Genomic DNA, 23132 nt, shown 5'->3' with positions numbered 1-23132 from the left:
GGGTCGACGCCGCCGGGAACATTCCCGGTCCGCGCGGAATGTTTTTCCGGCCTCAGCTCGGCAAGGTCGGGCATCGGACTGTTAGTGTCGGGGCTCACGAACGCTGTTTGGCGGCAGAGTTCGCCCGGAACGACCTGTTTGGACGACGAGGAGAGTTTGCATGGCACTCGGTGCCGGTACCAAAAGGACGGTGGCCTGCCTGCTCGTAGGACTGGGCACGCTGTTGATCGTCGCGGCGCTGCTGATCCCGACCTATGCGGTGGGCCAGTTGGCCAAGACTCCCCTCGACCTCGAAATCACCACCATCGCAACGAACAACCCGAATGCTCCGAGCGAGGTGCTGGACTCCAAGAGCCTGACCTCCGGGGACGGTCCGGCGAAGGTGGATCAGAACGTCTCGCTGATCTCGCAGCGTTTCCTCACCGTCGAGGACCCGTCCAACAAGACCGATATGACCATTCAGGCCGGCTCGACATTGCGGCGCATCGATAAGCAGGGCGACACCGGCCTGCTGACCGCCACCATCGACCGGGTGACCATCGACCGCAAGAACGGTATGCCGGTCGACACCGATCCCAACGGGTCGGTCGCGGCCACCGTCAACAACAAGGGTCAGAGCGTCGCCGACCCGGTGCAGCACACCGGGCTGCAGTACCGGTTCCCGATCGGCACCGAGAAGAAGACCTACCCGTACTTCGATATCAACGTGCGCAAGTCGTTCGATGTCCAGTTCGTGGAGGAGACCGAGATCAACGATCTGAAGGTCTACCACTTCCGGCAGCAGATTCCCGCGACCGACCTGTCGAAGGTGGTCAACGCACCCACCAACAAGCTGACCCTGCCCGCCTCGAAGTGGGGTGTGGAGGGCGGCGACGCCAACGTGACGATGTCTCGCTTCTACAGCAACGTCCGGGATCTGTGGGTGGAGCCGAAGACCGGCACCGTCATCAAGGGCGCCGAGCAGCTGCACCTGTACTACGCGCGCACCGCCGAGAAGCCCGAGGTCACCGCGCTGAAGTCGAACCTGGTGTTCGACGCCAAGACGGTGGATTCGCAGATCGCCGAGGCCAAGAAGTACTCCGACGAGCTGTCGCTCTATAGCCGCACGCTGCCCATCGTCCTCGGCGTCGTCGGTGCGATCGCCCTGATCGTCGGCATTGTGCTGGGCCTGATCGGCGGCGGCGACGACAAGCCCGGCCGGGTCGTGCGCAAGCGCACGCCGACGCAGCCCAACCAACCGGCCGCCGACGACCAGCCCACCCAGCAGATCAACCTCGGCAAGAATTTGTAGACCTGGCTTGCCCCGAGCGGCTCCCCTGGATGCGAATCCGGGGGAGCCGCTTACTTTTCCGGCCCCACCCGGCGGACTGCGGCGAGGGCGACGGCGATGATTGCGACGGTGACCGCCGCGGTGACAGCGGTGGCGGTGGTGATCAGCACGGGCAGCGAGCGGACGAATACCAGCATCACCACGATTTCGATGGCCAGGCCCACCCAGATCACTATCGCCGGGGCCGTGCGATCGACCGCGATCGCCGACAGCAGCGCGCCCTGCAGCAGCGCGAGCAGGGCCCCGTCGAGGGCAAACAACCACAGCAGCCCTTCGATCGGGGCATAGTCGCGCCCGGCCAGCAGTGGTGCCAGCGGCGCGAGAACGGCCGCCCCGACGACGGCCACGATTCCGACCGCCGACAACACGGCAAGCGCATCCCGCACCGCCCGCGCCGAATACCGCGGCTGCGCCATCCGCGGATACAGCACCACCCCCACCGCCTGCGGCAACCAGAACGCGATCTTGGTGGCAATGGCCCCCAACGCATATCGACTCGCATCCACATCCCCCAACACAATCCGCGCCACAATCAAATCCGCCGACGACAAGGCCATCAACGCCGCCTGCACCTGCGCCGCCCGCAACACCGCCCCGATCCCCCCACGCTCCGCAGCCGCACCCTTTTCGTTCTCCCGCACCCCCTGCGACGCGTCAGAGGGGGTGCGGGAAGCGATAAAGGGTGCGGCAGTTTCGTTGTCCGCCTCGGGGGTCGAGGCGGTGCGGCGTCCTGCGAAGGGGGTGGGCGGGGTGAGGTGGTGGGCCGTGAGGGCGGTAAGGGTCAGGCCGAGGGCGGCGGACCAGAGGGCGGGGGCGGCGCCTGCGCCGAGGGCGAGGGTGATGAGGGCCGGGGTTACGCGGGCTATGCCTGCTCCGCCGAGGACGGTTGCCAGAGCGCGGAAGCGGTGGGCGCCCTGCAGGAGGCCCTGCTCCTGGGAGAGCACGACCAGGACCGGGGCGGCGACCAAGGCGCCCGCGGCGGCGGCCACACTCACGTGCAGCACCATGGCCACCACCGGGACCAGCACCGCCGCGACGACCGCGACGACCGCCGCACACCGCAGCCCCAGCGCACGGGCCGCGGCCACCGGGGCACCCCGGACCACCTCCCGCGCCACCACGTTCTGCAGCGCCAGCGCCGGTACCGCACACAACAACTGCACCGCCAGCAAGCTCGCGAATTCGCTGTACCCGGCCACCCCCAACCACCGACCGGCCAACAGCTGCAGCAGATATCCGGCCACATTCGCCGTCATCGCCCCCGCCGTCACCAACGTCAGATCCGCGACCGCGGGCAGACGACGTAGGACAGGCACCCCGCCATGCTGCCACCCCATCCCCGATCCCCCACACCCAGCACGACCGCGAGCTCACAACCACGACCACGCCCACGGCCGGTGCGCGCTGGGAGCACGTAGGGTGGCTGAGCGTGACGGCGGGTGGTCGGGAAGGTGGTGGGGGCTGGGGCCGGGTCGTGCCGGTTGCGTGGAGTCTCGGGTTGGCGCTGGTGGTGGTGGGTCCGCTGCTGGGGTCCGGGTATCTGTTGCTGCGGGATGCGGTGAGCACGCCGCGGTCGTATCTCACCGATTCGGCGCTCGGGTTGGGGGATGCCGCGCCGCGGGCGGTGCCGCAGGATGCGTTGCTGGCCGCGGTGTCGGCGGTGGTGGATGGTGGGATCGTCGTCAAAGCGATTCTCGTAGGGGCGCTCTGGGCCGCGGGATGGGGTGCCGCCGTGCTGGCCCGGCGCCTGCTGCAGGCGTCGCTGGGACCGCAGCTGGTGGCGGCCACCGTGGCCGTGTGGAATCCGTACGTGGCCGAGCGGCTGCTGCAGGGCCATTGGAGCCTGCTCACCGGCTACGCCGCCCTGCCGTGGACCGTGCTGGCAGCGCAGCGAATCCGGCTGTCCGCTACCTCCTTCCGGGATTGGGCGGCGCTGGGCGGGTGTCTGGCCGCCGCGGGACTGACACCGACCGGTGCTCTTCTGGCGGGGCTCGTCGCGCTGCTCGTGGTCGGTCGGCGACGTCTCGTCGGCACACTGGCGCTGTGGGCGGCGGCATCGGCTCCGTGGCTCGCGGCCACGGCCCTGTCGGGTGCGGGCGCCGAGCCGTCGGATCCGGCGGGCGTCGCGGCATTCGCGGCCCGCGCCGAACCGGGTCTCGCCACTGTCGGAAGCCTCGCGGGGCTCGGCGGCATCTGGAACGGCGATGCTGTTCCCGGCTCGCGCACAACGGTTTTCGCGCTGGCTGCCACGGCGATCTTGGTGGTCATGGTCGCGCTGGGTATCCGCCGGGTCGCAGCGGAAGGGGAGACGGCGACGCGGCACACGCGACGCACCCTGCTGTTCCTCGCGGCCGCGGCAATAGTGGTGCCCGCACTGGGAGCCACCGGCTGGGGAATGCAGGTGGGCGAGGCCCTCATCAGCCGAGTACCGGGCGCGGGATTGCTGCGCGACACCCAGAAATACGTCGCCCTGGCCGTACCCGCCTACTCCCTGTGCGCGGCCGCGGGCTGCAAGGCGGCGGCGGACGGGCTGCGACGTATTCGAGTCGTGACACACGCGAGCAACGGAATACCCCTATCAGCAACGCTTTTCATAGCGCTACTGCTTGTCACGCTGCCCGACCTCGCCTGGGGCGTCGGTGGTGCCCTGCGACCCGTTCACTATCCAACGTCCTGGCAGCGCGTCGCCGCACTCGTCGATGGCCCGGGCGATGTCGCGATGCTGCCCGGCGGCATGTTCCGCAAATTCCCCTACAGCGGCCGTATTCCGGTGCTCGACCCCGCACCACGCATGCTGCCCCGCGACGTCCTGCAAACCGGTGAACTGCCGGTGCGCGGTCGCACGGTCGCCGGAGAGGGGAATCGTGCGCGCGAGGTCGAACAGCTGCTCCTGCACGGCGGCCCACCCACCGAACTGGCCGCACACGGAGTCGGCTGGGTGCTGGTGGAACGCACGACACCGGGACCGCTGGGCGACTCGAAAAACACCCTGTCCCAGCTGGATACGGTCTATTCCGACGACAACCTGGCGCTGTATCGCGTACCCGCCGCCACCGACACGCGCACCGCATCACATGCCACCCATCGGCATATCGCGGTGGCCGCCCACCTACTCTGGGCGCTACTTCTCCTCGCCGGGCCGCTGGCCTTGCTCGGGCGTCGCGCCCGGTCGGCACGCAGCCTGTCGTAGCGTCCGTTCATCGGGTCGAGCAAATCCACCCATTCGGAAGCATGGGCCGACATGATGTTGCTATGGCTCAGACATACCCCGCGCTGCGCTCACTCGTAATCGACACCACCGACACCCGGCGCTCGGCCGAGTTCTACCACCAGCTGCTGGGCTACGCCTATGTACCCGGGGACGAACCCCGGGGGGAGTCCGACAACCCGGAGTGGGTGGCGCTTCTGCCGCCGTCCGGCCGACCGCGCCTCGCCTTCCAGCGGGTGCCCGAGCTGCCGCGCTCCACCTGGCCGAAACCCGATGTGCCACAGCAACTCCATCCGGATTTCATCGTGCCCGATGCCGAGCGGCTGACCGAACAGCGCGAACGGCTCCAGGCCGTGGGCGCCCCGCTGCTGTTCGACCGTTTCGACGACCCGGAACCGCTCTACGTCCATGCCGACCCGTCGGGCCACCCGTTCTGCGTCATCGCCGTGCCCGATGCCGAACAGCCGAAGCCGGGCTTCCCCACGCTGCGCTCGATCGTCCTCGACACCACCGACGTGCGCCGATTGGCCGAGTTCTATCGCCAGTTGCTGGGCTACGACTACGTTCCCGGCGATGAACCGCCCGGCCACAACCAACCCGACACCGCCGACTGGCTCGCACTACAGGGCCCGGACGTGCGCCTGTCCTTCCAGCAGGTTCCCGAACTCCCCCGCTCCACCTGGCCGACAACCGAAGTGCCGCAACAAGTTCACCTGGACTTCGAATTCACCGAGGTGCCGGATCTCGCGGCGCATCACGAGCGGGCGCTGGCCCTGGGGGCGACGATGCTCGTGGACGAGTTCGACAGTCCGGAACAACCGATGTACATCTACGCCGATCCGGCCGGACACACCTTCTGCATGTTCGTCATGCTGCCGGAAAGCTAGCGTCGAACGCCACCGGGCGGCCGCTGACCAGGCCGGAGACGAACTCCCCGCGCTCGGCGGCCGCCAACACCTCGTAGACGCCGTTGGCGGTTTGCTCCCAGGAGAATTCGCGGGCCCGGGCACGGGCCTTCTCCCCCATGACCGTTCGCGCTTCGGCGCTGATCAACAGCTCGCCGACCGCCTCGGTCAGTTGCTCGGCGTCGTCGACCAGCATTCCCGTCACACCGTCGACGATCGAATCGGTCAGCCCGCGCGAGCTGCGGTAGCCGACCGTCGGAACCCCGTGCTGGGCGGCCTCGATCACCGCCAGACCCCAGCCCTCCTTCCGCGACGGCAGCACGTGGACCCAAGCGCGCGACAGCAATTCGTGCTTGCGGCACTCGTCGACGTGGCCGTGGAAGGTGACCGCGTCGGCGATATCCAGGTGGCGGGCGCGGTCTTTCAGGTTCTCGGCCCACCACCCGTCGCCGATCACATCCAGATGCAGGCCGGGTACCCGCGCGCGCAGCCCGGCCAGCACCGCCAGCGCGTCCTCGATCTGCTTGTGCGGCACCAGGCGCGACAGCACCACGATGCTCGGATGCGCGGTCCGGGTCTGCGCGGCGCCGGTCGGAACCTGGCCGGGCACCGGTTCGGCGCCGTTGCGCACCACCGCGATTCGCTCCCGATCCACACCCAGCGAGGCCAGTTCCTCCGCAGACGGTAGCGATACCGTCAGATATTGGTTGCGCCGATGCACGCGCGGGGACAGCCGCGACTCGATCCACCAGCCGATCCGGCCGACCAGCCGACCGGCCACCGGCCACTGTTCACGATGTCCGTGATGGACCAGGACCACCGCGGGGGCACGCGTGGCCGCACGGGCGAAGAACGGGATGCCGTTCTGGGTGTCGATCACCGCATCCGGCCGCAGCCCGCGCAAGGGACCGAGGCCGAGCCGCCCGAGCACGATCGCCGCCAACGCCCGCGGATACACGGTGTAGCGGCCACCGCCGCGACTGATCTCGATGCCGTCGACCCGCTCTCGCCTGGCCGCCCCCCGATAATGCGCGGTCCGCAAGGTCACTCTGACCCCGCGAGCGGCCAACTGCGCCCCGACCCGCTCCAGATAGCGTTCGCTACCACCACCCTGGGGATGACCGGTGTCGCGCCAGCACAGCAGCAACACCTCCCGCACTCTCCCGGCATCGCCCTCGGCCCCGGAGTCGGCGCCCTGCGAAACCACAAGGCCGGTATCGGGCACGGCATATCTCCAGGTGGCACTCGGACGGACAATGGGCTCCACCCTACAGGGCACCCGTGCCACGGTCCGGGCGTAGGAACGCGGCACACTCCCGCCGTCCCAGCTATGCGAAACTGGGGCGCCATGCTTCGAGCCGACGGAAACCGACCGCGTCCGAGCTTCGCGCGCCGGGCCACCTTGCGCCGGTCGTTGCGATTGCTCGGGAGTTTTCGCTTCGAGCAGACCGATCCGGCCCTGTTCTATGGGGGGATCGCCGTGGACACCGCCGATCTGGTGCGGGACTTCTATCGCGACCTCACCGGTCGTGACCTGTCCGGGACCATCGTGCTGGACGTGGGGGGTGGTCCCGGGTATTTCGCGGACGAGTTCGGTGCGGTGGGTGCTCGGTATGTTCCGGTCGAACCGGATCCGACCGAAATGCATGCCGCCGGGCGCACGGTGCCGGGGGCGGTCCGCGGCTCCGGAATGGCGCTGCCGTTCCGCGACGAGGCCGTGGACATCTGCCTCTCGTCCAATGTGGCCGAACATGTGTCCCGGCCCTGGCAGATGGCCGAGGAGATGCTGCGGGTGACGAAGCCGGGCGGGTTGATGGTGCTGTCGTACACCGTGTGGCTGGGCCCGTTCGGCGGTCACGAGACAGGCCCGTGGCACTACCTCGGCGGCGAGTTCGCCGCGCGGCGCTACCGCCGCAAGACCGGCCGGGAGCCCAAGAATCGTTTCGGGACTTCGTTGTTCGCCGTCACCGCCGCCGACGGGCTGCGCTGGGCGGAACGGGTTCGCGGCCGGGGCCGGATTCTGGCGGTCTTCCCGCGCTATCACCCGCGGTGGGCATGGTGGCTGGTACGGGTGCCGGGCATTCGGGAGTTTCTGGTCAGCAACCTGGTCGTCGTGGTGGCGAAGAACTAGGCCCGGATCGGCGAACTAGCGTTCCAGCAGACCGCGGCGCCAGGTCCGTCGGCCACCGCTGTGGGAGGGTTCGCTCCACGGTGGCTCCTGCATCGCCAAACCGACCGTCTCGAGCGGGGTCAGTCCCACCCGGCCGGCCAGCGCGCGCACCGCAGCTACCGCCTCGGCCGCCTGGAGGGCGGCGGTCGCCTGTTCGAGTGTCAGCGTCCGGCCGGGCAGGAAGGACACGACCCAACCGCCCATGCCGACACATCTTGCCTGATGTGGGGTCTGATCGCTGGTCATCAGCGATCGGCCGACCACTTGCACCGCCATGACTCTGACTCCCCTGCGATTGCATTTGAAAAATCGAGCGGGCAAAGCAGATTGCTATAAGCATGCTCCGACAAGGCGCAGAACGCAATAGTGCGTTCTGCGAAAAGCGAACCGGCAGGTAGGGTTTGGTGAATTCGAGTGCTACCAGTTAACTGGAGTGGCCGATGTTCCCCTCAGTTCTCCGGCATCCGCACTCGGAGAATCGGCTGACGGGTCGGTTCGTGCGGGGCCGTGCCATCGACGATGTCCACCGCCCAACCCAGCGGTAGCGCGGCCTGCAACCGGCACGCGGCGCGGTGCAACGGAGTGCTCATCGCGGGGACCCCGGAGTCGGCCACCCCCAATGCGACCGGCGCGTCGAATCGCAGATCGGTCATGCCAACCACCCACCTCTCACACATTCGGCCCGACCGGCCGCGGACGGACCGAATCCGCGTGCAACGGCGTGGCAATCAGTTCACTCGTTTGGCTAACTACCTGCAATCGAACTGGTCAGTCATGAGATGTAGAACACACTCAGAATAGGACACGCGGTCCGAAAATCCGGTCGCGACGGGGCGACAAAAAGATTCCGCCCGCATCGCGCCAGGGCGCGGTGCGGGCGGAATCGTGGGACGGGCGGGCGCGAACCCCTACCCCAGGCGCTGCTTCAGGGCCTCGAATTCGTCGCGGACACCGGAGGGCAGCTTGTCACCGATGAATTCGAACCACTCCTCGATGAGCGGGATCTCCTTGCGCCACTCGTCGGCGTCGACGCTCAGCGCCTCGTCGACATCGGCCGGATTCACGTCCAGGCCGTCCAGGTCGAGGTGGGCGGCGACGGGGACATTGCCGATCGGGGTGGCCTCGGCCTCGGCCTTGCCCTCGATGCGGTTGATGATCCACTCCAGCACGCGCGAGTTCTCGCCGAAGCCCGGCCACAGGAAGCGGCCGTCGGCGCCGCGGCGGAACCAGTTCACGTAGTAGATCTTCGGCAGCTTCTGGGCATCGGCGCCCTTGCCCATATTGATCCAGTGGCCCAGGTAGTCGCCGACGTGGTAGCCCATGAACGGCAGCATGGCCATCGGGTCGCGGCGCACGGTGCCGACCTTGCCCTCGGCCGCGGCGGTCTGCTCCGACGACAGCGTGGCGCCCATGAACACACCGTGCTGCCAGTCGAACGACTCGGTCACCAGCGGCACCGTGGTCTTGCGGCGGCCGCCGAACAGGATCGCCGAGATCGGCACGCCCTGCGGATCGTCCCACTCCGGCGCCAGCGTCGGGCACTGCGACATCGGCGTGCAGTACCGCGAGTTCGGATGGGCGGCAAGGGTTTCGGTCTCCCGGAAGTACCAGTCGTTGCCCTTCCAGTCGATCAGGTGATCGGGCTCGCCCTCGAGGCCCTCCCACCACACGTCGTCGTGGTCGGTGAGCGCGACGTTGGTGAAGACGGTGTTGCCGGCCTCGATCGTGGCCATGGCGTTCGGGTTGGACTTGCGGTTGGTGCCCGGCGCGACACCGAAGAAGCCGTACTCCGGGTTCACCGCGTACAGGCGGCCGTCCTCGCCGAAACGCATCCAGGCGATGTCGTCGCCGAGGGTCTCCGCGCGCCAGCCCGGCACGGTCGGCTGGATCATCGCGAGATTGGTCTTACCGCAGGCGCTCGGGAAGGCGGCCGCGATGTAGTAGTTCTTGTTCTCCGGGGAGATCAGCTTGAGGATCAGCATGTGCTCGGCCAGCCAGCCCTCGTCGTGGGCCATGGCCGAGGCGATCCGCAGCGAGTAACACTTCTTGCCCAGCAGGGCATTACCACCGTAGCCGGAGCCGTAGCTCCAGATCTCGCGGTCCTCGGGGAAGTGGGTGATGTATTTGGTGTCGTTGCACGGCCACGGCACGTCGGCCTGGCCCGGCTCGAGCGGCGCGCCGACCGAGTGCAGACATTTCACGAAGGGCTTGTCCTTGCCCATCTTCTCCAGCGCGGCCTTGCCCATGCGCGTCATCACGCGCATCGACACGACGACGTATTCGGAGTCGGTGAGCTCCACGCCCAGCTTCGGGTCCGCGGCGCCCAGCGGGCCCATGCAGAACGGCACCACGTACAGGGTGCGGCCCTTCATCGAGCCCCGGTACAGATCGGTCATGGTCTTGCGCATCTCGGCCGGGTCGACCCAGTTGTTGGTCGGGCCGGCGTCGGCCTCGCTGCGCGAGCAGATGAAGGTGCGCGATTCGACGCGAGCCACGTCGGAGGGGTCGGAGAGCGCCAGGAACGAGTTGGGCTTCTTCGACGGATTCAGCCGCTTGAAGGTGCCGGCCTCCACCAGCTGCACGGTCAGCCGGTCCCACTCCTCGTCGGAACCGTCCGCCCAGACCACCCGGTCCGGCTGAGTGAGCTCTGCGACCTCCTGTACCCAGGCGAGCAGCCCAGCATGCTCGGTCGGTGCGGTGCCATCGGATCCGTGAAGACCAGGAATGGTCGCTGAGGTCATGAAAACTCTCCTGAGATGGGCGGCTCCCGGCAGCTCGCGTCGCCGGAGAGCCACCGTTGGCGGTGGGTACCCGCTCCGGCTTGCCGACAGCACGCCCCGGCTGGGCGGCGTACAAGGACGAAGCGGACGCCCAGGTTCCTGTGTAAAGAGGTTAACGCGGTGTGACCCGCGGTACGGAATGGGGTTGCTCACTCGGTACCCGGTCGAAACCTTCCGCACCGGATTCGGTCGTAGATCACTGAGAGCCGGTCGCCGTACCGAGAACTGCCAGGTCGCGTTCGCATGCGGCCAGTTGGGCGGGCTGTTGCGATTTCAGTTGGCGCAATTGTGCCTCGAGTTCGGCGACGCGGCGGTCGGCCTCGACGACCCGGGCCGTACTGGATCGGACCACCTGGTCTGTGAGTTGCGATTCCGCCTCCACCAGCGCGGTGGCGACCCGCTGCTCGAGCTGAGCCTTCACATTGATCAGGGCGTCGGACACCCATTGCCGAAGGTGTGCCCGGTCGGCCAGATGACCGCGCGCCCGGACCACCCAGTAGGCGACCCCGGCACCGAGCAGCAGTGTCACCGGAACCGTCGCGTAATCCAGCGCGGGCACCAGCGACAGCGGCGCGACGACCAGCCGCCCCAGGCCGAAACCGGCCGAGGCGCCGAGCGCGATCATCAGATGGTCCTCGACGCCGCGGTGCCGGGGCTCGGGATCCGGGCCGATCCGTGGCGGCGGATCGGTGCGCGGCACCGGCGCACCCGCCTCGGGTGCGGGCCCGGTGACCGCCTCGAGCTGGCGGGCCAGTTCGGCCAGCCGGTGGCCGACCACCGTGTCCAGTTCGGCGGTCAGCTGATCCACCGACAGCTGCAGCTGTTCCGGATAGCGCTGCGCCGCACGGCGACCGAGCCGTTCCAGATCGGCGCGGGCCATCGTATTCAATGCGCGGATGCGGGCGCCGACCTCGTGCAGCAGATCGACGCGGGCCAGGTGCAGCCGGTTGCGCAGCGCCGCCATCGCCTGCGCGCGGCCGCCGTCGCGGTTGGCCAGCAGGGTGGCGCGCTCCTCCCGCAGGCGGCTCACCGCTGCGCCGGAGCGCAAGGCTTCGGCCTGGTCGAGGATGCGCTGGCGGGTGTCGGCCAGCACTCGTTCGACGACCGCGGCCGGGCGGGTCCCCGCGGCGCTGCCCACCGCGGCGGTCAGATAGGCGTGCAGCGTGCCCAGTCCCGACCTGTCGAGCAGGGCGGCATCGCCGCCGCCACGGGCGGCCACCGCCAGCCGCGCGGAGGTGGGCACGATATCCGGCTCGCCGTCCAGCACCTGATTCAGCAGGTCACGGTCGCGGTCCAGGATCGTGCGCCATTCGGCATAGGAATGAAACCCGTCCAGAGCGAACAGGATTCGGGTTCCCGCGGCCCGCAGCCGCCACACCAGGTCCAGGAAGGAGGCGCCGAGAGCCGTTCCGGCGTCGAGCAGGATCAGCGCCACCACCGGGGGCGTTCCCAGGGTGGCCGGGTCGGTGACCGGCGGGGATATCGGGACATGCGGTTCGAAGCGGGACAGCTCGGTGCGCAGCAGTGCCGTGTTGGCATCGTCCGGCCCGATCAGCGTGACGGTTGTCGTGCCCGGGGCCGCGGGTGCGGCGGGTACCGCCCGCAGGAGCGCACTGCCCTGCGGATTCCAGCGCGCCACAACGGCTTCCATCTCCGGCGACAGGTCGGGGGCGGCTGCTCTCGGTTCAGAGTCCGGCACTGCTCATCCGCTCCCAGATCCGCACGTACCCGTTGTGCACCCGGATCGCGGCCCGGCGTGCCGGGGCGGGCATATCGCTGGACACCACCGCGCGCCAGCGCTGGGCACGTGCCAGCGCGTCGTCGGCGTCCGACGGTTCCGTCGCCGGGTATCCGGCGGCCAGGTGCCGCACCTGCGGACAGGCCAGACCGGCGTGCAGACCCAGCCCCAGCGCCTCGTCACCGGCCAGATAGTCCTCGATCAGGTCCCGGGCGCGACCGCGGCCGCCCGTCGCATCCGGAATCGCCGCCGCGGCCAACCGGGCCAGCTCGTCCAGGAGGTCGCCGCCGCGCTGGGCCGCCATCTGCTGATAGCGATGATGCAGCTGGGTGTGCACGGCGTCGATCCCGCTGACCGCGTGCAACAGCCGCAGCAGCGGCTGCGCGCCCAGCCGTGGTTCGTGGCGCAGCGCCGTCAGCGCGCAGGCGACGCCGTAGCGGCCCCAGCGATCCAGGACCGCCTGCCGTTCGGCGGTATCGGATCCGGCGGCAGCGGAGACGAACAGCTCCGGGGACAGCGTGAACGACGAATCGGCGTGATCGGCGTGCCGCCGCAGCGTGCGCAGGTCGTCCTCGGTCGGCGTGCCGGTGCGGGTGCGCGCGGCCAGTTCCGCGACCACCGGGAGCACCGGAACGCCGAAGTCGCGAGCACAGCGCTCGGCCGCGCCGACCGCATCGGCCCAGCGGGAGCCGATCGCATCGGCCTTGTTCAACACGACCAGGGTGCGCTCGCGCGGCAGCGTGGCCAGCACGGCACGGTCGGCGGGCTGCGGCGCCGCCGCGAGCACATAGACGACGAGATCGCCGTCGAGCAGCGGATCCGGCCGTCCGGGTTCGTCCACCGGCGCCGTCTCCTCCGCCGACATGAGCGCCAAGGCCCGCAGCAGCGTGCTCTTCCCGGCCCCCGCCCGCCCGGTCACCTGAATGCGCAACGGCCGCCGCCACGCCGCGACCGCCCCCACCAGCCGTTCGGCGAGGCGAGCCTCCCCGCCCGCGTTCAGCCGCAGGTCGGCGACCAGCCGATCGAGTGCCGGTGCGCGCCCGCCGTATTCACTCACCAGCCCGAACGATGCGGTGCCTGTCGACACGAGTAATACCCCCTTCCGGCGCACGATTCTGTCAGAAGCACACCCACTTGTCGGTAGGCAGCGCGGGATCGGGCCGTCGCCGGAAACATGATCGCAGAGTACGGAATGTGCCGTGTATCACAGTCGTTCGACATTCGGCGGCCTTCGCGCAGGTCCTGGGGGGTTCGGGCCGGGGCGGCCGCGGTGCAGGTGGGGCGGTACCGGACCATCGCGAGGGCGGGCGGGGAATCCGTCACTACGCGTCATGGTTTGTGCTGTGCGACAGCACAATTCAGTGCAGGCGATCTTTCTGGTCAGTCGATCGATCGCCTACCCTGGGGCGATCGGCGGCACCGCCGACGCGCGGCTTCGGCGGTGCAGTCCCCGGATTCGGCCGGCGTCTGTGCGCCACGGGCCGCCGGGATGGAAGGAGGTTGCGATGACCGTCATCGGCGACGTCATCGAGCAGGTCGACTCGGCGTCCGGCCGGGCCGAGGCCACCGGCACGAGGCGACCACTGCCACCGTCGAAGGATCCGTTCCTTCGGCCGCCCACCGATCTGGCCGCTCGGCCGCCGGGCACCATCCTGCGCAGCCGCCCGGTCGAAGTGGCCCTGCTGGGCCTGGTGCCGCAGCAGGTCTCGGCCTGGCAGTTGCTCTACCGCAGCAACGACCTACACGGGCGCCCCGAGGCCGCCGTCACCACCGTGCTGCTGCCCGCCGGTGCCGACCCCGCCGAACAGCGGCCGCTGCTGGCGTTCCAATCCGCCATCGACGCCGTCACCGACCGTTGCGCACCCTCGTATGCCCTGCGCCGCGGCGCCTTCGCTCCCGGATCCATCACCCAGTTGGAATGGCTGCTGGTCGCCAATGCGCTGCGGCGCGGCTGGGCGGTGAGCATCGCCGATCACGAGGGACGCCACGGAGCCTTCGGCGCCCCGCGCGAACCCGGCTACCGCGCTTTGGACGGCATCCGCGCCGCCCTGCGCTTCGAACCGCTGGGCCTGCACTCCGCGACACCCATCGCCGTGTGGGGCTATTCGGGCGGCGGAATGGCCAGTTCCTGGCTGGTGGAGATGGCGCCCACCTACGCCCCCGAACTCGATATCGTCGGCGCGGTGCTCGGCGCGCCCGTCGGCGATCCGCTGCAGGTCTTCATCCGGCTCAACGGCGGCCGGTACGCGGGATTCCCGGCCATCGTGATCGCGGCCCTGCGCAACGTGTACCCGGCGCTGACCCGGGTGATCGACGAGGACCTCACGGCCCGCGGCCTGCGCATGGTCGAAAGCGCCGCCCGCCTCACCCCGATCGTCGCGCTGGCGCGGCTGGCCAACCAGAACGTGGCCGATCACCTGCACCGACCGCTGGAGGAAGTGCTGGACGAGCCCGGACTGCGGGCCATGTTCGACGACATGCGGCTGGGCGGCAGCACCCCGGCGTGTCCGCTGCTGGTGGTGCAACCGGTCCACGACCAGATCATCCACGTCGACGGCATCGACGGCCAGGTCGACCGGTACCGTCGCGGCGGCGCCGCCGTCGCCTACGTGCGCGACCGGCTCAGCGACCACTTCTCGCTACTGCCGCTGACCACCCCGCTGAGCCTGGACTGGCTGGCCGACCGCATCGCCGGGCGTCCCGTGACCGATACCACGACGCGCACGGTCTGGTCCGTGGCGGCCGCGCCGGGGAGCTGGCGCGGTCTCCTCGAAATGATCGGCACCGCAACGCGAGTCGCACTCGGGCGGCCGTTGCGGCAGGAGTCCGAGCCGGTGCTGCGACCGGCCCGCACCCTCGCCGCCTGAGCGGGGCGACCGCCCCGTCGCGCGGTCGATTGCTGCGCTAATCATCGAATACTGGACAATGGACGCCGTGAACGACGCCGCGAACCACACTGCAGAGTCAGTCCCCGGGCCGCGGTCCACCGCCTCTCTGTCCGTCGACGGGGCCCCGGGCCGAGGCGGCCGGGGTGTCACCGGCTCCCGCCTGTATCCGCGGGTGACGAGCTTTCGCTCCCGCCGGGGCGCACTCACGGCCACCCAGCAGCAGGCCTGGGAGCGGACCTGGCCCCGCATCGGCCGCGAGGTGTCCGACGAGCCGCTCGACGCGACGGCCTGGTTCGGGCGCGAGGCGCCGCTGATCGTCGAGATCGGCTGCGGCACCGGCACCGCGACCGCCGCCATGGCGCAGGCCGAGCCGCAGTTCAACCTGATCGGCATCGAGGTCTACAAGCCCGGCCTGGCGCAATTGGTGCAGCGCATCGAGCGGGAGGGCATCGATAACATCCGGCTGCTGCGCGGTGATGCCGTCGACGTTCTCGAACACATGGTTGCCGAGAATTCGCTGACGGGAGTTCGCGTCTTCTTTCCGGACCCCTGGCCGAAGGCGCGCCATCACAAGCGGCGATTGCTGCAGCCCCACACGATGTCGCTTATCGCGAGTCGCCTGAAATCCGGCGGCGTGTTGCACGTGGCCACCGACCACGCCGGCTATGCCGAGCACATCGCCGAGGTCGGTGCGGCAGAACCGCAGTTCATCGGCATGAATAAGGCGACCGGAGGCGATCCGGACGCCTTCCGCGACAGTGCTCCGATCGGGTTCGAACGCCCCGTCACAAAATTCGAGAGCAAGGCGCATCGCGCCGGTAGCGCCATTACGGAGTTTATTTGGGGGAAGATCGAATCATGAGCGAGCGCAGCGAGCGAAAAATTAGCTCAGCGATCATGGTCGCCATGATCGTGCCGAGCACGGGCGAGGTCCGATCATGAGCGTGAGCGAGATGGCGCATGAGGTCATGGATGTTGCCGAAATCATGAACGGCACCTCCCCCGGGCCCGGTGCGGTCCCCGGGCTGCCGGGCGGGACCGATGTGCGCAGAGTGCTGCTGGTGTGGGACGCGCCCAATCTCGATATGGGCTTGGGCGCGATCCTCGGCGGCAGACCCACCGCCGCCTATCGGCCGCGCTTCGACGCGCTCGGACGCTGGCTGCTCGCCCGCACCGCGGAGCTGTCGGTGGGCAGCGTGCACCGGGTGGAGGCGGAGGCGACGGTCTTCACCAATATCGCGCCCGGCACCGCCGATGTGGTGCGGCCGTGGGTGGAGGCGCTGCGCAACGTCGGCTATGCGGTCTTCGCCAAACCCAAGATCGATGAGGACTCCGATGTCGACAGCGACATGCTGGCGCACATCGAAGCACGCCGTCGCGGCGCGGGACTGGCCGGGATCATGGTCGCCTCGGCCGACGGTCAGGCCTTCCGCGAACCGCTCGAGGAGATCGCCGGGACCGGAATCCCGGTGCAGGTGCTGGGGTTCCGTGAGCACGCCAGCTGGGCGGTGACGTCCGATATCCTCGAGTTCATCGATCTCGAGGACATCCCGGGCGTGTTCCGCGAACCGCTGCCCCGGGTCAGCCTCGACTCGCTGCCCGAAGAGGGAGCCTGGCTGCAGCCCTTCCGACCGCTGTCGGCCCTGCTCACCTCCCGCCCCGCTCAAGGAGTCGCTTAGTGTTCACCCGCTGGGGCGACCTGGTCTACAGACTGCGCTACGCCGTGCTCGGCGTGGTGGTGGTTGCGCTGCTCGGCCTGGGCGGCTACGGATTCGGGCTGGAGAAACACCTCAGCTCCAGCGGGTGGTTCGATCCCGGCTCGCAGGCTTCGCGGGCGTCACAGATGTTGGACGAGACCTACGGTCGCGACCACTCCGGCGACGTCCTGCTGCTGTACACCGCACCGGACGGGAAGACCGTCGACGATCCGGAGTTCAGCGGCAAGATCAAGGATTCGCTGAACAGCCTGCCGCAGCAGTATCCGGACAAGATCACCAAGATCAACTACTCGTACTGGCGGCTCAACAACCCGGAGACGACCTCCACGCCGTTCCTGGCCACCTCCGACAAGAAGGTGGCCTTCGCGGCGTTGGCCATCAAGGGTGACAACGACACCGACACGATGAACAACTTCCGGGACGTCAAGGACGTCTTCGACATCCCGGGCATCGATGTTCAGGTCGCGGGCCTGCAGGCCGTCTCGGGCACCTTGCAGGACACCATCGCCACCGACACGCACCGAATGGAACTGTTGGCCATCCCGGCGGTAGGCGTCCTGCTGTTCTTCATCTTCGGCGGCATCGTCGCCGCGGCCCTGCCGTTGATCATCGGTGGCCTGACCATCTTGGGCGCCAATGGAATCGTGCGGATCATCACCAACTTCACCGAGGTGAATTCGTTCGTCAGTGCGGTGGTCTCGATGATCGGTCTCGGTCTGGCCATCGACTACGGCCTGTTCATCGTGAGCCGGTTCCGCGAGGAACTCGCGGAGGGGTACGACACTCCCGCCGCGGTGCGGCGAGCCGTGATGACCGCGGGCCGGACGGTCACCTTCTCGGCGATCATGATCATCGCGGCGAGTGCGGGCATGCTGCTGTTCCCGCAAGGCTTCCTGAAGTCGCTGGCCTACGGCACGATCGCGACCGTCCTGCTGGCGGCGCTGGGGTCCATTACCGTTCTCCCCGCCATCCTCGGCATCCTCGGGCGCCGGGTGGACTGGCTGGGCCTCAAGCGGTTCCGCAAGACCAAGACCGCCGAAGAGGTGGAAAACGGCTTCTGGGGCCGTAGCACCCAGTGGGTGATGAAGCATCCACTGAAGGTGGCCATCCCGCTGTGTATCATCCTGCTCCTGCTGATCATTCCGGTGAAGAATCTGAAGTTCGGCGGAATCAGCGAGAGCTATCTGCCGCCGGACAATCCGACCCGGGTGGCGCAGGAGAAATTCGACAAGCTCTTCCCGAGCTACCGGACCAATCCGATCCAGCTGGTCATCGTCGGCACCAACGGAAAAGAGATCGGCGCGATCGTCAAGGAGGCCGGGAAGGCCCCCGGGCTGGCGCAGCCGTTCCCGACCCCGGGCTCCCCGCCCAAGGGTTCGGACGTCTGGAAAACCACTGCCCAGCTGAAGGATCCCGATAATCCGGACGCCACGATCGACTACCTGCGGTCCATGGATGTGCCCGATGACCTGCAGGTCCTCATCACGGGTGCGCCGGTGCTGCAGAAGGACAGCATCGACTCGCTCATGACGCGATTGCCGATCATGATCGCGCTGGTCGTGCTCGCCACCACGCTGCTGATGTTCCTGACCTTCGGCTCGCTGGTGCTGCCGATCAAGGCGGCGTTGATGAGTGCGCTCGGCCTCGGATCGACACTGGGCATTCTGACGTGGATCTTCATCGACGGTCATGGCGCCGGGCTGTTGAACTTCACCCCGCAGCCGATCATGTCGCCGGTCCTGGTGCTGATCATGGCCATCGTCTACGGCCTGTCGGTCGACTACGAGGTCTTCTTGCTGTCGCGAATGGTGGAGGCGCGCAGCCAAGGTGCGTCCACGACCGAGGCGGTCCGCGTCGGGACCGCACAGACGGGCCGCATCATTACCGCGGCGGCCCTGATCCTGCTCGTGGTCACAGGCGCGTTCGCCTTCTCCGAACTGGTGATGATGAAGTACATCGCCTACGGCATGGTGGCGGCGCTGTTCATCGACGCGACCGTGCTGCGCATGCTGCTGGTGCCCGCCACCATGAAGCTACTGGGCGACGACTGCTGGTGGGCCCCGGCCTGGATGAAGCGCATCCAGCAGAAGATCGGTCTCGGCGAGCCGATTCTGCACGGCGAGCGCCCGGGCAGCGACGCCGTCGTCGATCTGGTGAAGACGACGCCGGTCACCGATCCGGTGACCATGCAGATTCCGATGCTGCCCGACGGCACCCCGGCCAAACCCGCCCGCAAGCCCAAGCGGGCCAGGTTCATTCGCAACGTCGACAGCGAGGCGCCGACCGAGCGGCTGGACCAGGCGCCCGCGGAGTCCCCGTCGCCGGAGGCGACCGCGCAGCCCGAACCCACCCTCCTGCGGGGACTGTCCGCGGCTTCGGATTCCGAGGCATCGGCACCGGGCACACCGCCGTCCACTCCGGAGGCGTCCGCCGCGCCCCAGGTAGTTCCGGTTCCGGCGCAACCGGGACCGAAGTCGGCCGACGCGGTTCCGCCCTCACCCCCGGCGACTCCGACTGCGCCGCAACAGGATTCGAATCCCGCGGCTCCCCCGTCGCCGCCCCTGCCCACGGTGTCGACCCCATCGACCCCGCAGATCTCCCGTCCGGCCGCACCCCCGCGCCTGGTGAAACCGACCGACGGACAGGGCGATTCCGCACCGGCCGATCCGGCCGCCCCCACGGCCCCTGTCGGCGCGACTCCGCGCGTCCTGCCGCCGCAGCCGAAGCTGCCCATTGTCCCCCCGCACCCGGCCAGCCGCGCCCAGCTGTACCAGGGCACCGAGTCCCCCGAACCGGAGCCGACGGCGGACACCCCGGCCGAACCACCGGCGGAGCCGACCCAGCCCACCCAGCCGGACGACTCCAACCGCAGCAGCATCGAAAAGTGGATGGCCGACCTGCGCTCCTCCCGCCGCCGCACCGGCTCGCCCGACCCGGACGACGGCAAACACACCGACACCCCCGGCCGCACGGTCAGCGTCAACGAACTGCTCCGCCGCCAAAACCGCGACTGACGACCTCGGCTACCGGGGCCGAACCTTTCGAGCACTTCGTCGAACACGGTCATCCGAAGGAGACGGCTGACCCGCCCGTCGATTCCCCCGCGCCGCAGGGTCTTACGGCGTGGGGGCGGGGTGGGCGCGGGCTATGGCGGTGCGGATTTCGCTGGTGATCAGGGCGGGGGACTCGAGCATGGGGACGTGGCCCACCGCGGGGAGGGTGCGGGAGTGGATGGTGGGGAGGTCGGGGAGGTGGCTGTGGAAGCGGGGTGGGAGGACTCGGTCGTGTTCACAGAACAGGATGGTGACCGGGGCGGTGATATCGGCGAAGCGGGTGAAACCCGCCGAGAGAGTGGGGTCTTCGGCCAGGTCGTCGACGATCACGCAGTGGGCGGGGGCGGCGGCGTTGGCGGTGGCGAGGCGGTGCGGGACGTCGGCCGGGCGGTGCGCCAGCAGCGGTGTCACCAGGCTGCGGGCCATCGGATGGGCCTCGGGGCCCGCGCCGACTCCGATGACCGGGCCCAGCGCCCGGTATTTGCGAATGAGTTGGCGAGCGGCGCGCGCATCCGAATCCCACATGCCACCGGGCGCGATGGCCGTGACCGAGCGGGCGCGGCCACGCGCGGCCAATTCCAGGACCAGCCAGCCGCCGAGCGAGTTCCCTACCAAATGTGCTGTCGACCAACCTGTTTCGTCCAGCACCGACTCCACGAAGTCGGCGAGGGCGGTGATTCCGGCGGGCCGTTGGGCCTGCGGCCCACCCCAGTGGCCGGGCAGGGTCGGCGCCAGAACCTCGTAGTCGCTTGCCAATTCGTCGAGGACCGTGCCCCACGACTGCCACGTGAGCAACATGCCGTGCACCAGCAGCAAGGGTTCCCCTCGACCGGCGCGATGACAGGGCTCCGGCACCACCACGCTAGCCCGCCTCTCCGCGTCTTCAGGCCGTACCAGTTGGGAGCCACTCGACTTGGTCACAGGTCCAACGTTAGCCGATCACCAAGTCCCGGGCGTACCCGAATATCCTCACGAAACCCGTTGTTGCGCCGCCGTCAGAGGCCCGACATCAGGCGGCGCCACTGTGCTGCGAAGGGGTGTTTGGCGGTGACCGAGCCGAATCGGGTCCGGCCGTGCACCACCAGATGCAGCGGCCCGATCGGCGGTCCGGTGCGCACCTTGTTGTTCGCGCTGGAGCCGACCAGCTCCAGGCCGTTGAGGTCGACGGTGGCCTCGGCCGGCACGATCAGCGTCAGTGAGCTGCAGAAGTCGTCGACCCGCAGCTCCACCACCTGGGTGGACATGATCGCCTGGGTGAAGTCCAGCGTGATGCCGGACAGAAAGTTGTTCAGGTACAGGCTCGACGGCACCTGCCAGGGGCCCTTGCGCGTCACTCCTGATAGGCGGGCGCGAATGGTGTTGCCCCCGGCGGGCGGCACACCGGGGCGCGGCGGCCGCGCAACCGGCGGCACCACGGGGTTCGGCTGTCCCGCCAACCGGATTCCGGGCAGGTCGACGAGAACGGCATTCAGCTCGCCGCGGGTCTTGGCCGCCAGCGCGGTATCCATCCGCTCGGTGAATTCACCCAGCGACAGCATGCCGAGCCCGACCGCCCGCTGCAGCAGCATCCCCACATGTTCGCGTTCGGCATCCGACACCCGCAGATCCCGATCGCCCACCGCACCCCCGGTCGGTTGTGGAGACTGCATCCCGGGAGTGGAAATCGTCTCACCACCCATGCGGTCGAGGGTACCGACGCGGCCGCGCCCGCACATCAGGGCAATCCCTGAGGTGGCGGGCTCATATTCAGCGGTCGCCCGCCTCGCCGCCGGAATTGGTGCCCGGTGTCCCCGGGCGCGCGGACTCGGCCTGCGCTGCCGGGGGTGTCGAGTCGAATCGGCCCTCGTCCGGTTCGTCGGGTTCGGCGTGATACAGCTCCCCGTCGCCGGTGTTCAGCTCCTGATACAGCTCCTGCGGGCTGTCGGCCAGCAACGAGCGGATCGCGGTATTCATGACCGCCACGAACGGCACCGCCAGCAGCGCACCCGCGATTCCGGCCAGGACCCCGCCGGCGGTGATCGCCAGCACCACGGCCAGCGGGTGGATATCGACCGCGCGTCCCAGCAGCAGTGGTTGCAGCACGTGGCCTTCCAACTGCATCACCGCGATCGTGATACCGAGCACGATCAGCGCCGTGACCCACCCCTTGGTCATCAGCGCCAGGAACACCGCGATCGACCCGGCCAGCACCGAACCCACGATCGGAATGAACGCACCGATGAACACCAGCGACGCCAGCGGCAGGGCCAGCGGCACATTGAGAATCGCCAAGCCCGACCCGATGCCGATCGCGTCCACCGCGGCCACCATGACCGTCGCGCGCACCCACCCGATCAGCGTTCCGAAACCCAGCCGCCCGGCGTTGCGGACCCGCTCGCGCTGCGGTGTCGGCACGATCCGGGTCACGAATTCCCAGATGTGATCCCCTCCGTAGAGGAAGAAGATCAGGATGAACAGCGTCAGGAACGTGCCGGTGAGGAACTCGCCGACCGCGGCCGCCGTGGTCAACGCCCCGCTGGTGAGCGCATCCTGGTTGGACTCGATGGCTTTGATGATCTTGTTGCCGACGTCGCGGATCTGATCGTTGCTCAGATGCATCGGGCCGTTGATGAGCCAGTCCTGGATCTGGTGAACGCTGGTCTTGAACTCGTCGGTCAGCTGCGGCACACCGGTGACCGCCTGCTCGATCACGAAGGTGAAGATCCCCGCCACCAGTCCGAGCGACCCGACCAGGGCCACGAACACCCCGATGCCGCGCGGCACTCCCAGCCGCTGCATCCAGTCCACCAACGGTGCCAGCAGCGCCGCCGCCAGCAGGGCGATCGCCAGCGGGATCACCACGGTGGTCAGCCTGTGCGCCAGATAGGCGACGGCCAGGACCGCGACCAGGATGATCAACAACCGCCAGCACCACTCGGCGGCCTCGCGAACCAGCGGATGCACCGCTTCGGCCGCCGCCCGCCCGTCCCGGTCACCGCGCACCCGGCTCCGCGGCCCTGCCTTACCGTCGCGCTGTGTCGATGCGCTCACGGGCCCGCTCACGCCGCCACCTCGCTGGCGCTCGGCGCCGCCGTGCGCGACGCGCACTGTATTGATGGTTCGCTCGCAGGCTCGCTCACGCCGCCACCTCGCTGGCGCTCGGCGCCGCCGTGCGCGATGCGCGCTGTGCCGATGGTTCGCTCGCAGGCTCGCTCACGCCGCGAGCCTATCCGGCTCGGCCGCGGCGGGCACGCCAGCGCCCGCCGTGTGGCGGGCGGATGCGGCAGCTCGAGTCACCGCAGAGGGTGCCGGGAGCGACGCCGAGTCGGTACCGAACGCTAGATTGGTGATCGTGTCAGCGCC

General features: G+C 68.9%; 18 protein-coding genes. 8 read left to right on the top strand and 10 right to left on the bottom strand.

Going from position 1 to position 23132, the window contains the following annotated elements; all coding sequences use genetic code 11:
* Window positions 1–160 precede the first annotated feature (160 nt).
* Entirely contained in the window at window positions 161–1291 is a 1131-nt protein-coding gene (locus IU452_RS10660; protein WP_195108773.1) for a DUF3068 domain-containing protein, read from the top strand.
* A gap of 50 nt (window positions 1292–1341) precedes the next feature.
* Here IU452_RS10660 and IU452_RS10655 read toward each other — a convergent pair whose 3' ends face one another.
* Window positions 1342–2586, bottom strand: coding sequence for a polysaccharide biosynthesis protein (locus IU452_RS10655; protein WP_195109014.1), 1245 nt, complete (start codon window positions 2584–2586; stop codon window positions 1342–1344).
* A gap of 173 nt (window positions 2587–2759) precedes the next feature.
* Here IU452_RS10655 and IU452_RS10650 point away from each other — a divergent pair, with 173 nt between their 5' ends.
* Window positions 2760–4520: a hypothetical protein gene (locus tag IU452_RS10650; RefSeq protein ID WP_324192544.1), complete on the top strand. Its 1761-nt coding sequence runs from the start codon at window positions 2760–2762 to the stop codon at window positions 4518–4520.
* Window positions 4521–4582: 62 nt separating this feature from the next.
* A complete protein-coding gene (locus IU452_RS38080) occupies window positions 4583–5425 on the top strand; it encodes a VOC family protein (protein WP_228817116.1) in 843 nt (280 codons plus the stop codon).
* Here the strand turns inward: IU452_RS38080 and IU452_RS10635 are convergent.
* Entirely contained in the window at window positions 5406–6602 is a 1197-nt protein-coding gene (locus tag IU452_RS10635) for a glycosyltransferase family 4 protein (RefSeq protein WP_195109011.1), read from the bottom strand. The genes IU452_RS38080 and IU452_RS10635 overlap by 20 nt on opposite strands.
* A 189-nt stretch (window positions 6603–6791) precedes the next feature.
* Here IU452_RS10635 and IU452_RS10630 point away from each other — a divergent pair, with 189 nt between their 5' ends.
* Window positions 6792–7574, top strand: a complete 783-nt coding sequence (locus IU452_RS10630) for a class I SAM-dependent methyltransferase (RefSeq protein ID WP_195108772.1) — start codon at window positions 6792–6794, stop codon at window positions 7572–7574.
* 15 nt (window positions 7575–7589) lie between these two features.
* Here IU452_RS10630 and IU452_RS10625 read toward each other — a convergent pair whose 3' ends face one another.
* The 5 genes from IU452_RS10625 to IU452_RS10605 form a co-directional block, all read right to left on the bottom strand.
* Window positions 7590–7889: a hypothetical protein gene (locus IU452_RS10625; protein ID WP_195108771.1), complete on the bottom strand. Its 300-nt coding sequence runs from the start codon at window positions 7887–7889 to the stop codon at window positions 7590–7592.
* Between the two features lie 173 nt (window positions 7890–8062).
* Window positions 8063–8266 (bottom strand): hypothetical protein, encoded by a 204-nt coding sequence (locus IU452_RS10620; protein WP_195109037.1) that lies wholly within the window; start codon window positions 8264–8266, stop codon window positions 8063–8065.
* 255 nt (window positions 8267–8521) lie between these two features.
* The gene (locus tag IU452_RS10615; protein ID WP_195108770.1) at window positions 8522–10354 is read right to left on the bottom strand and encodes a phosphoenolpyruvate carboxykinase (GTP); all 1833 of its coding nucleotides are present in this window, start codon (window positions 10352–10354) and stop codon (window positions 8522–8524) included.
* Window positions 10355–10589: 235 nt separating this feature from the next.
* A complete protein-coding gene (locus tag IU452_RS10610; RefSeq protein WP_195108769.1) occupies window positions 10590–12092 on the bottom strand; it encodes a hypothetical protein in 1503 nt (500 codons plus the stop codon).
* Window positions 12079–13218: a hypothetical protein gene (locus tag IU452_RS10605; RefSeq protein WP_324192543.1), complete on the bottom strand. Its 1140-nt coding sequence runs from the start codon at window positions 13216–13218 to the stop codon at window positions 12079–12081. The genes IU452_RS10610 and IU452_RS10605 overlap by 14 nt, the downstream gene beginning before the upstream one ends.
* 418 nt (window positions 13219–13636) lie before the next feature.
* Between IU452_RS10605 and IU452_RS10600 the strand changes: the two genes are divergently transcribed.
* The 4 genes from IU452_RS10600 (at window position 13637) to IU452_RS10585 (ending at window position 19751) form a co-directional block, all read left to right on the top strand.
* On the top strand, window positions 13637–14998 hold the full coding sequence (locus IU452_RS10600) for a lipase family protein (RefSeq protein ID WP_195108768.1): 1362 nt from the start codon (window positions 13637–13639) through the stop codon (window positions 14996–14998).
* Between the two features lie 58 nt (window positions 14999–15056).
* On the top strand, window positions 15057–15881 hold the full coding sequence (gene trmB / locus IU452_RS10595; protein WP_195108767.1) for a tRNA (guanosine(46)-N7)-methyltransferase TrmB: 825 nt from the start codon (window positions 15057–15059) through the stop codon (window positions 15879–15881).
* A gap of 76 nt (window positions 15882–15957) precedes the next feature.
* Window positions 15958–16698: an NYN domain-containing protein gene (locus IU452_RS10590; RefSeq protein ID WP_416382298.1), complete on the top strand. Its 741-nt coding sequence runs from the start codon at window positions 15958–15960 to the stop codon at window positions 16696–16698.
* Window positions 16698–19751: an MMPL family transporter gene (locus tag IU452_RS10585; protein ID WP_195108766.1), complete on the top strand. Its 3054-nt coding sequence runs from the start codon at window positions 16698–16700 to the stop codon at window positions 19749–19751. The genes IU452_RS10590 and IU452_RS10585 overlap by 1 nt, the downstream gene beginning before the upstream one ends.
* 102 nt (window positions 19752–19853) lie before the next feature.
* Here the strand turns inward: IU452_RS10585 and IU452_RS10580 are convergent, their stop codons facing one another.
* The 3 genes from IU452_RS10580 to IU452_RS10570 all read right to left on the bottom strand — a co-directional run bounded on the left by IU452_RS10580 (window position 19854) and on the right by IU452_RS10570 (window position 22733).
* Window positions 19854–20651, bottom strand: coding sequence for an alpha/beta fold hydrolase (locus tag IU452_RS10580; protein WP_195108765.1), 798 nt, complete (start codon window positions 20649–20651; stop codon window positions 19854–19856).
* Between the two features lie 134 nt (window positions 20652–20785).
* Complete coding sequence (locus tag IU452_RS10575; protein WP_195109008.1) at window positions 20786–21409, bottom strand: DUF1707 SHOCT-like domain-containing protein; 624 nt, start codon at window positions 21407–21409, stop codon at window positions 20786–20788.
* Between the two features lie 127 nt (window positions 21410–21536).
* Window positions 21537–22733 (bottom strand): AI-2E family transporter, encoded by a 1197-nt coding sequence (locus IU452_RS10570; protein WP_195109007.1) that lies wholly within the window; start codon window positions 22731–22733, stop codon window positions 21537–21539.
* Window positions 22734–23132: the final 399 nt, after the last annotated feature.

It is taken from the genome of Nocardia transvalensis, assembly GCF_015477765.1.
Taxonomy (GTDB): Bacteria; Actinomycetota; Actinomycetes; order Mycobacteriales; family Mycobacteriaceae; genus Nocardia; species Nocardia transvalensis_A.
The sequence above is the reverse complement of the archived record's forward strand: the minus strand, read 5'-3'. Positions and strand labels throughout refer to the sequence as shown.

Coding starts and splice junctions, on each gene's coding strand:
- IU452_RS10660 (WP_195108773.1), top strand. CDS start 161: ATGGCACTCGGTGCCGGTACCAAAAGGACGGTGGCCTGCCTGCTCGTA.
- IU452_RS10655 (WP_195109014.1), bottom strand. CDS start 2,586: ATGACGGCGAATGTGGCCGGATATCTGCTGCAGCTGTTGGCCGGTCGG.
- IU452_RS38080 (WP_228817116.1), top strand. CDS start 4,583: ATGGCTCAGACATACCCCGCGCTGCGCTCACTCGTAATCGACACCACC.
- IU452_RS10630 (WP_195108772.1), top strand. CDS start 6,792: ATGCTTCGAGCCGACGGAAACCGACCGCGTCCGAGCTTCGCGCGCCGG.
- IU452_RS10625 (WP_195108771.1), bottom strand. CDS start 7,889: ATGGCGGTGCAAGTGGTCGGCCGATCGCTGATGACCAGCGATCAGACC.
- IU452_RS10620 (WP_195109037.1), bottom strand. CDS start 8,266: ATGACCGATCTGCGATTCGACGCGCCGGTCGCATTGGGGGTGGCCGAC.
- IU452_RS10615 (WP_195108770.1), bottom strand. CDS start 10,354: ATGACCTCAGCGACCATTCCTGGTCTTCACGGATCCGATGGCACCGCA.
- IU452_RS10600 (WP_195108768.1), top strand. CDS start 13,637: ATGACCGTCATCGGCGACGTCATCGAGCAGGTCGACTCGGCGTCCGGC.
- trmB (WP_195108767.1), top strand. CDS start 15,057: ATGGACGCCGTGAACGACGCCGCGAACCACACTGCAGAGTCAGTCCCC.
- IU452_RS10590 (WP_416382298.1), top strand. CDS start 15,958: ATGAGCGTGAGCGAGATGGCGCATGAGGTCATGGATGTTGCCGAAATC.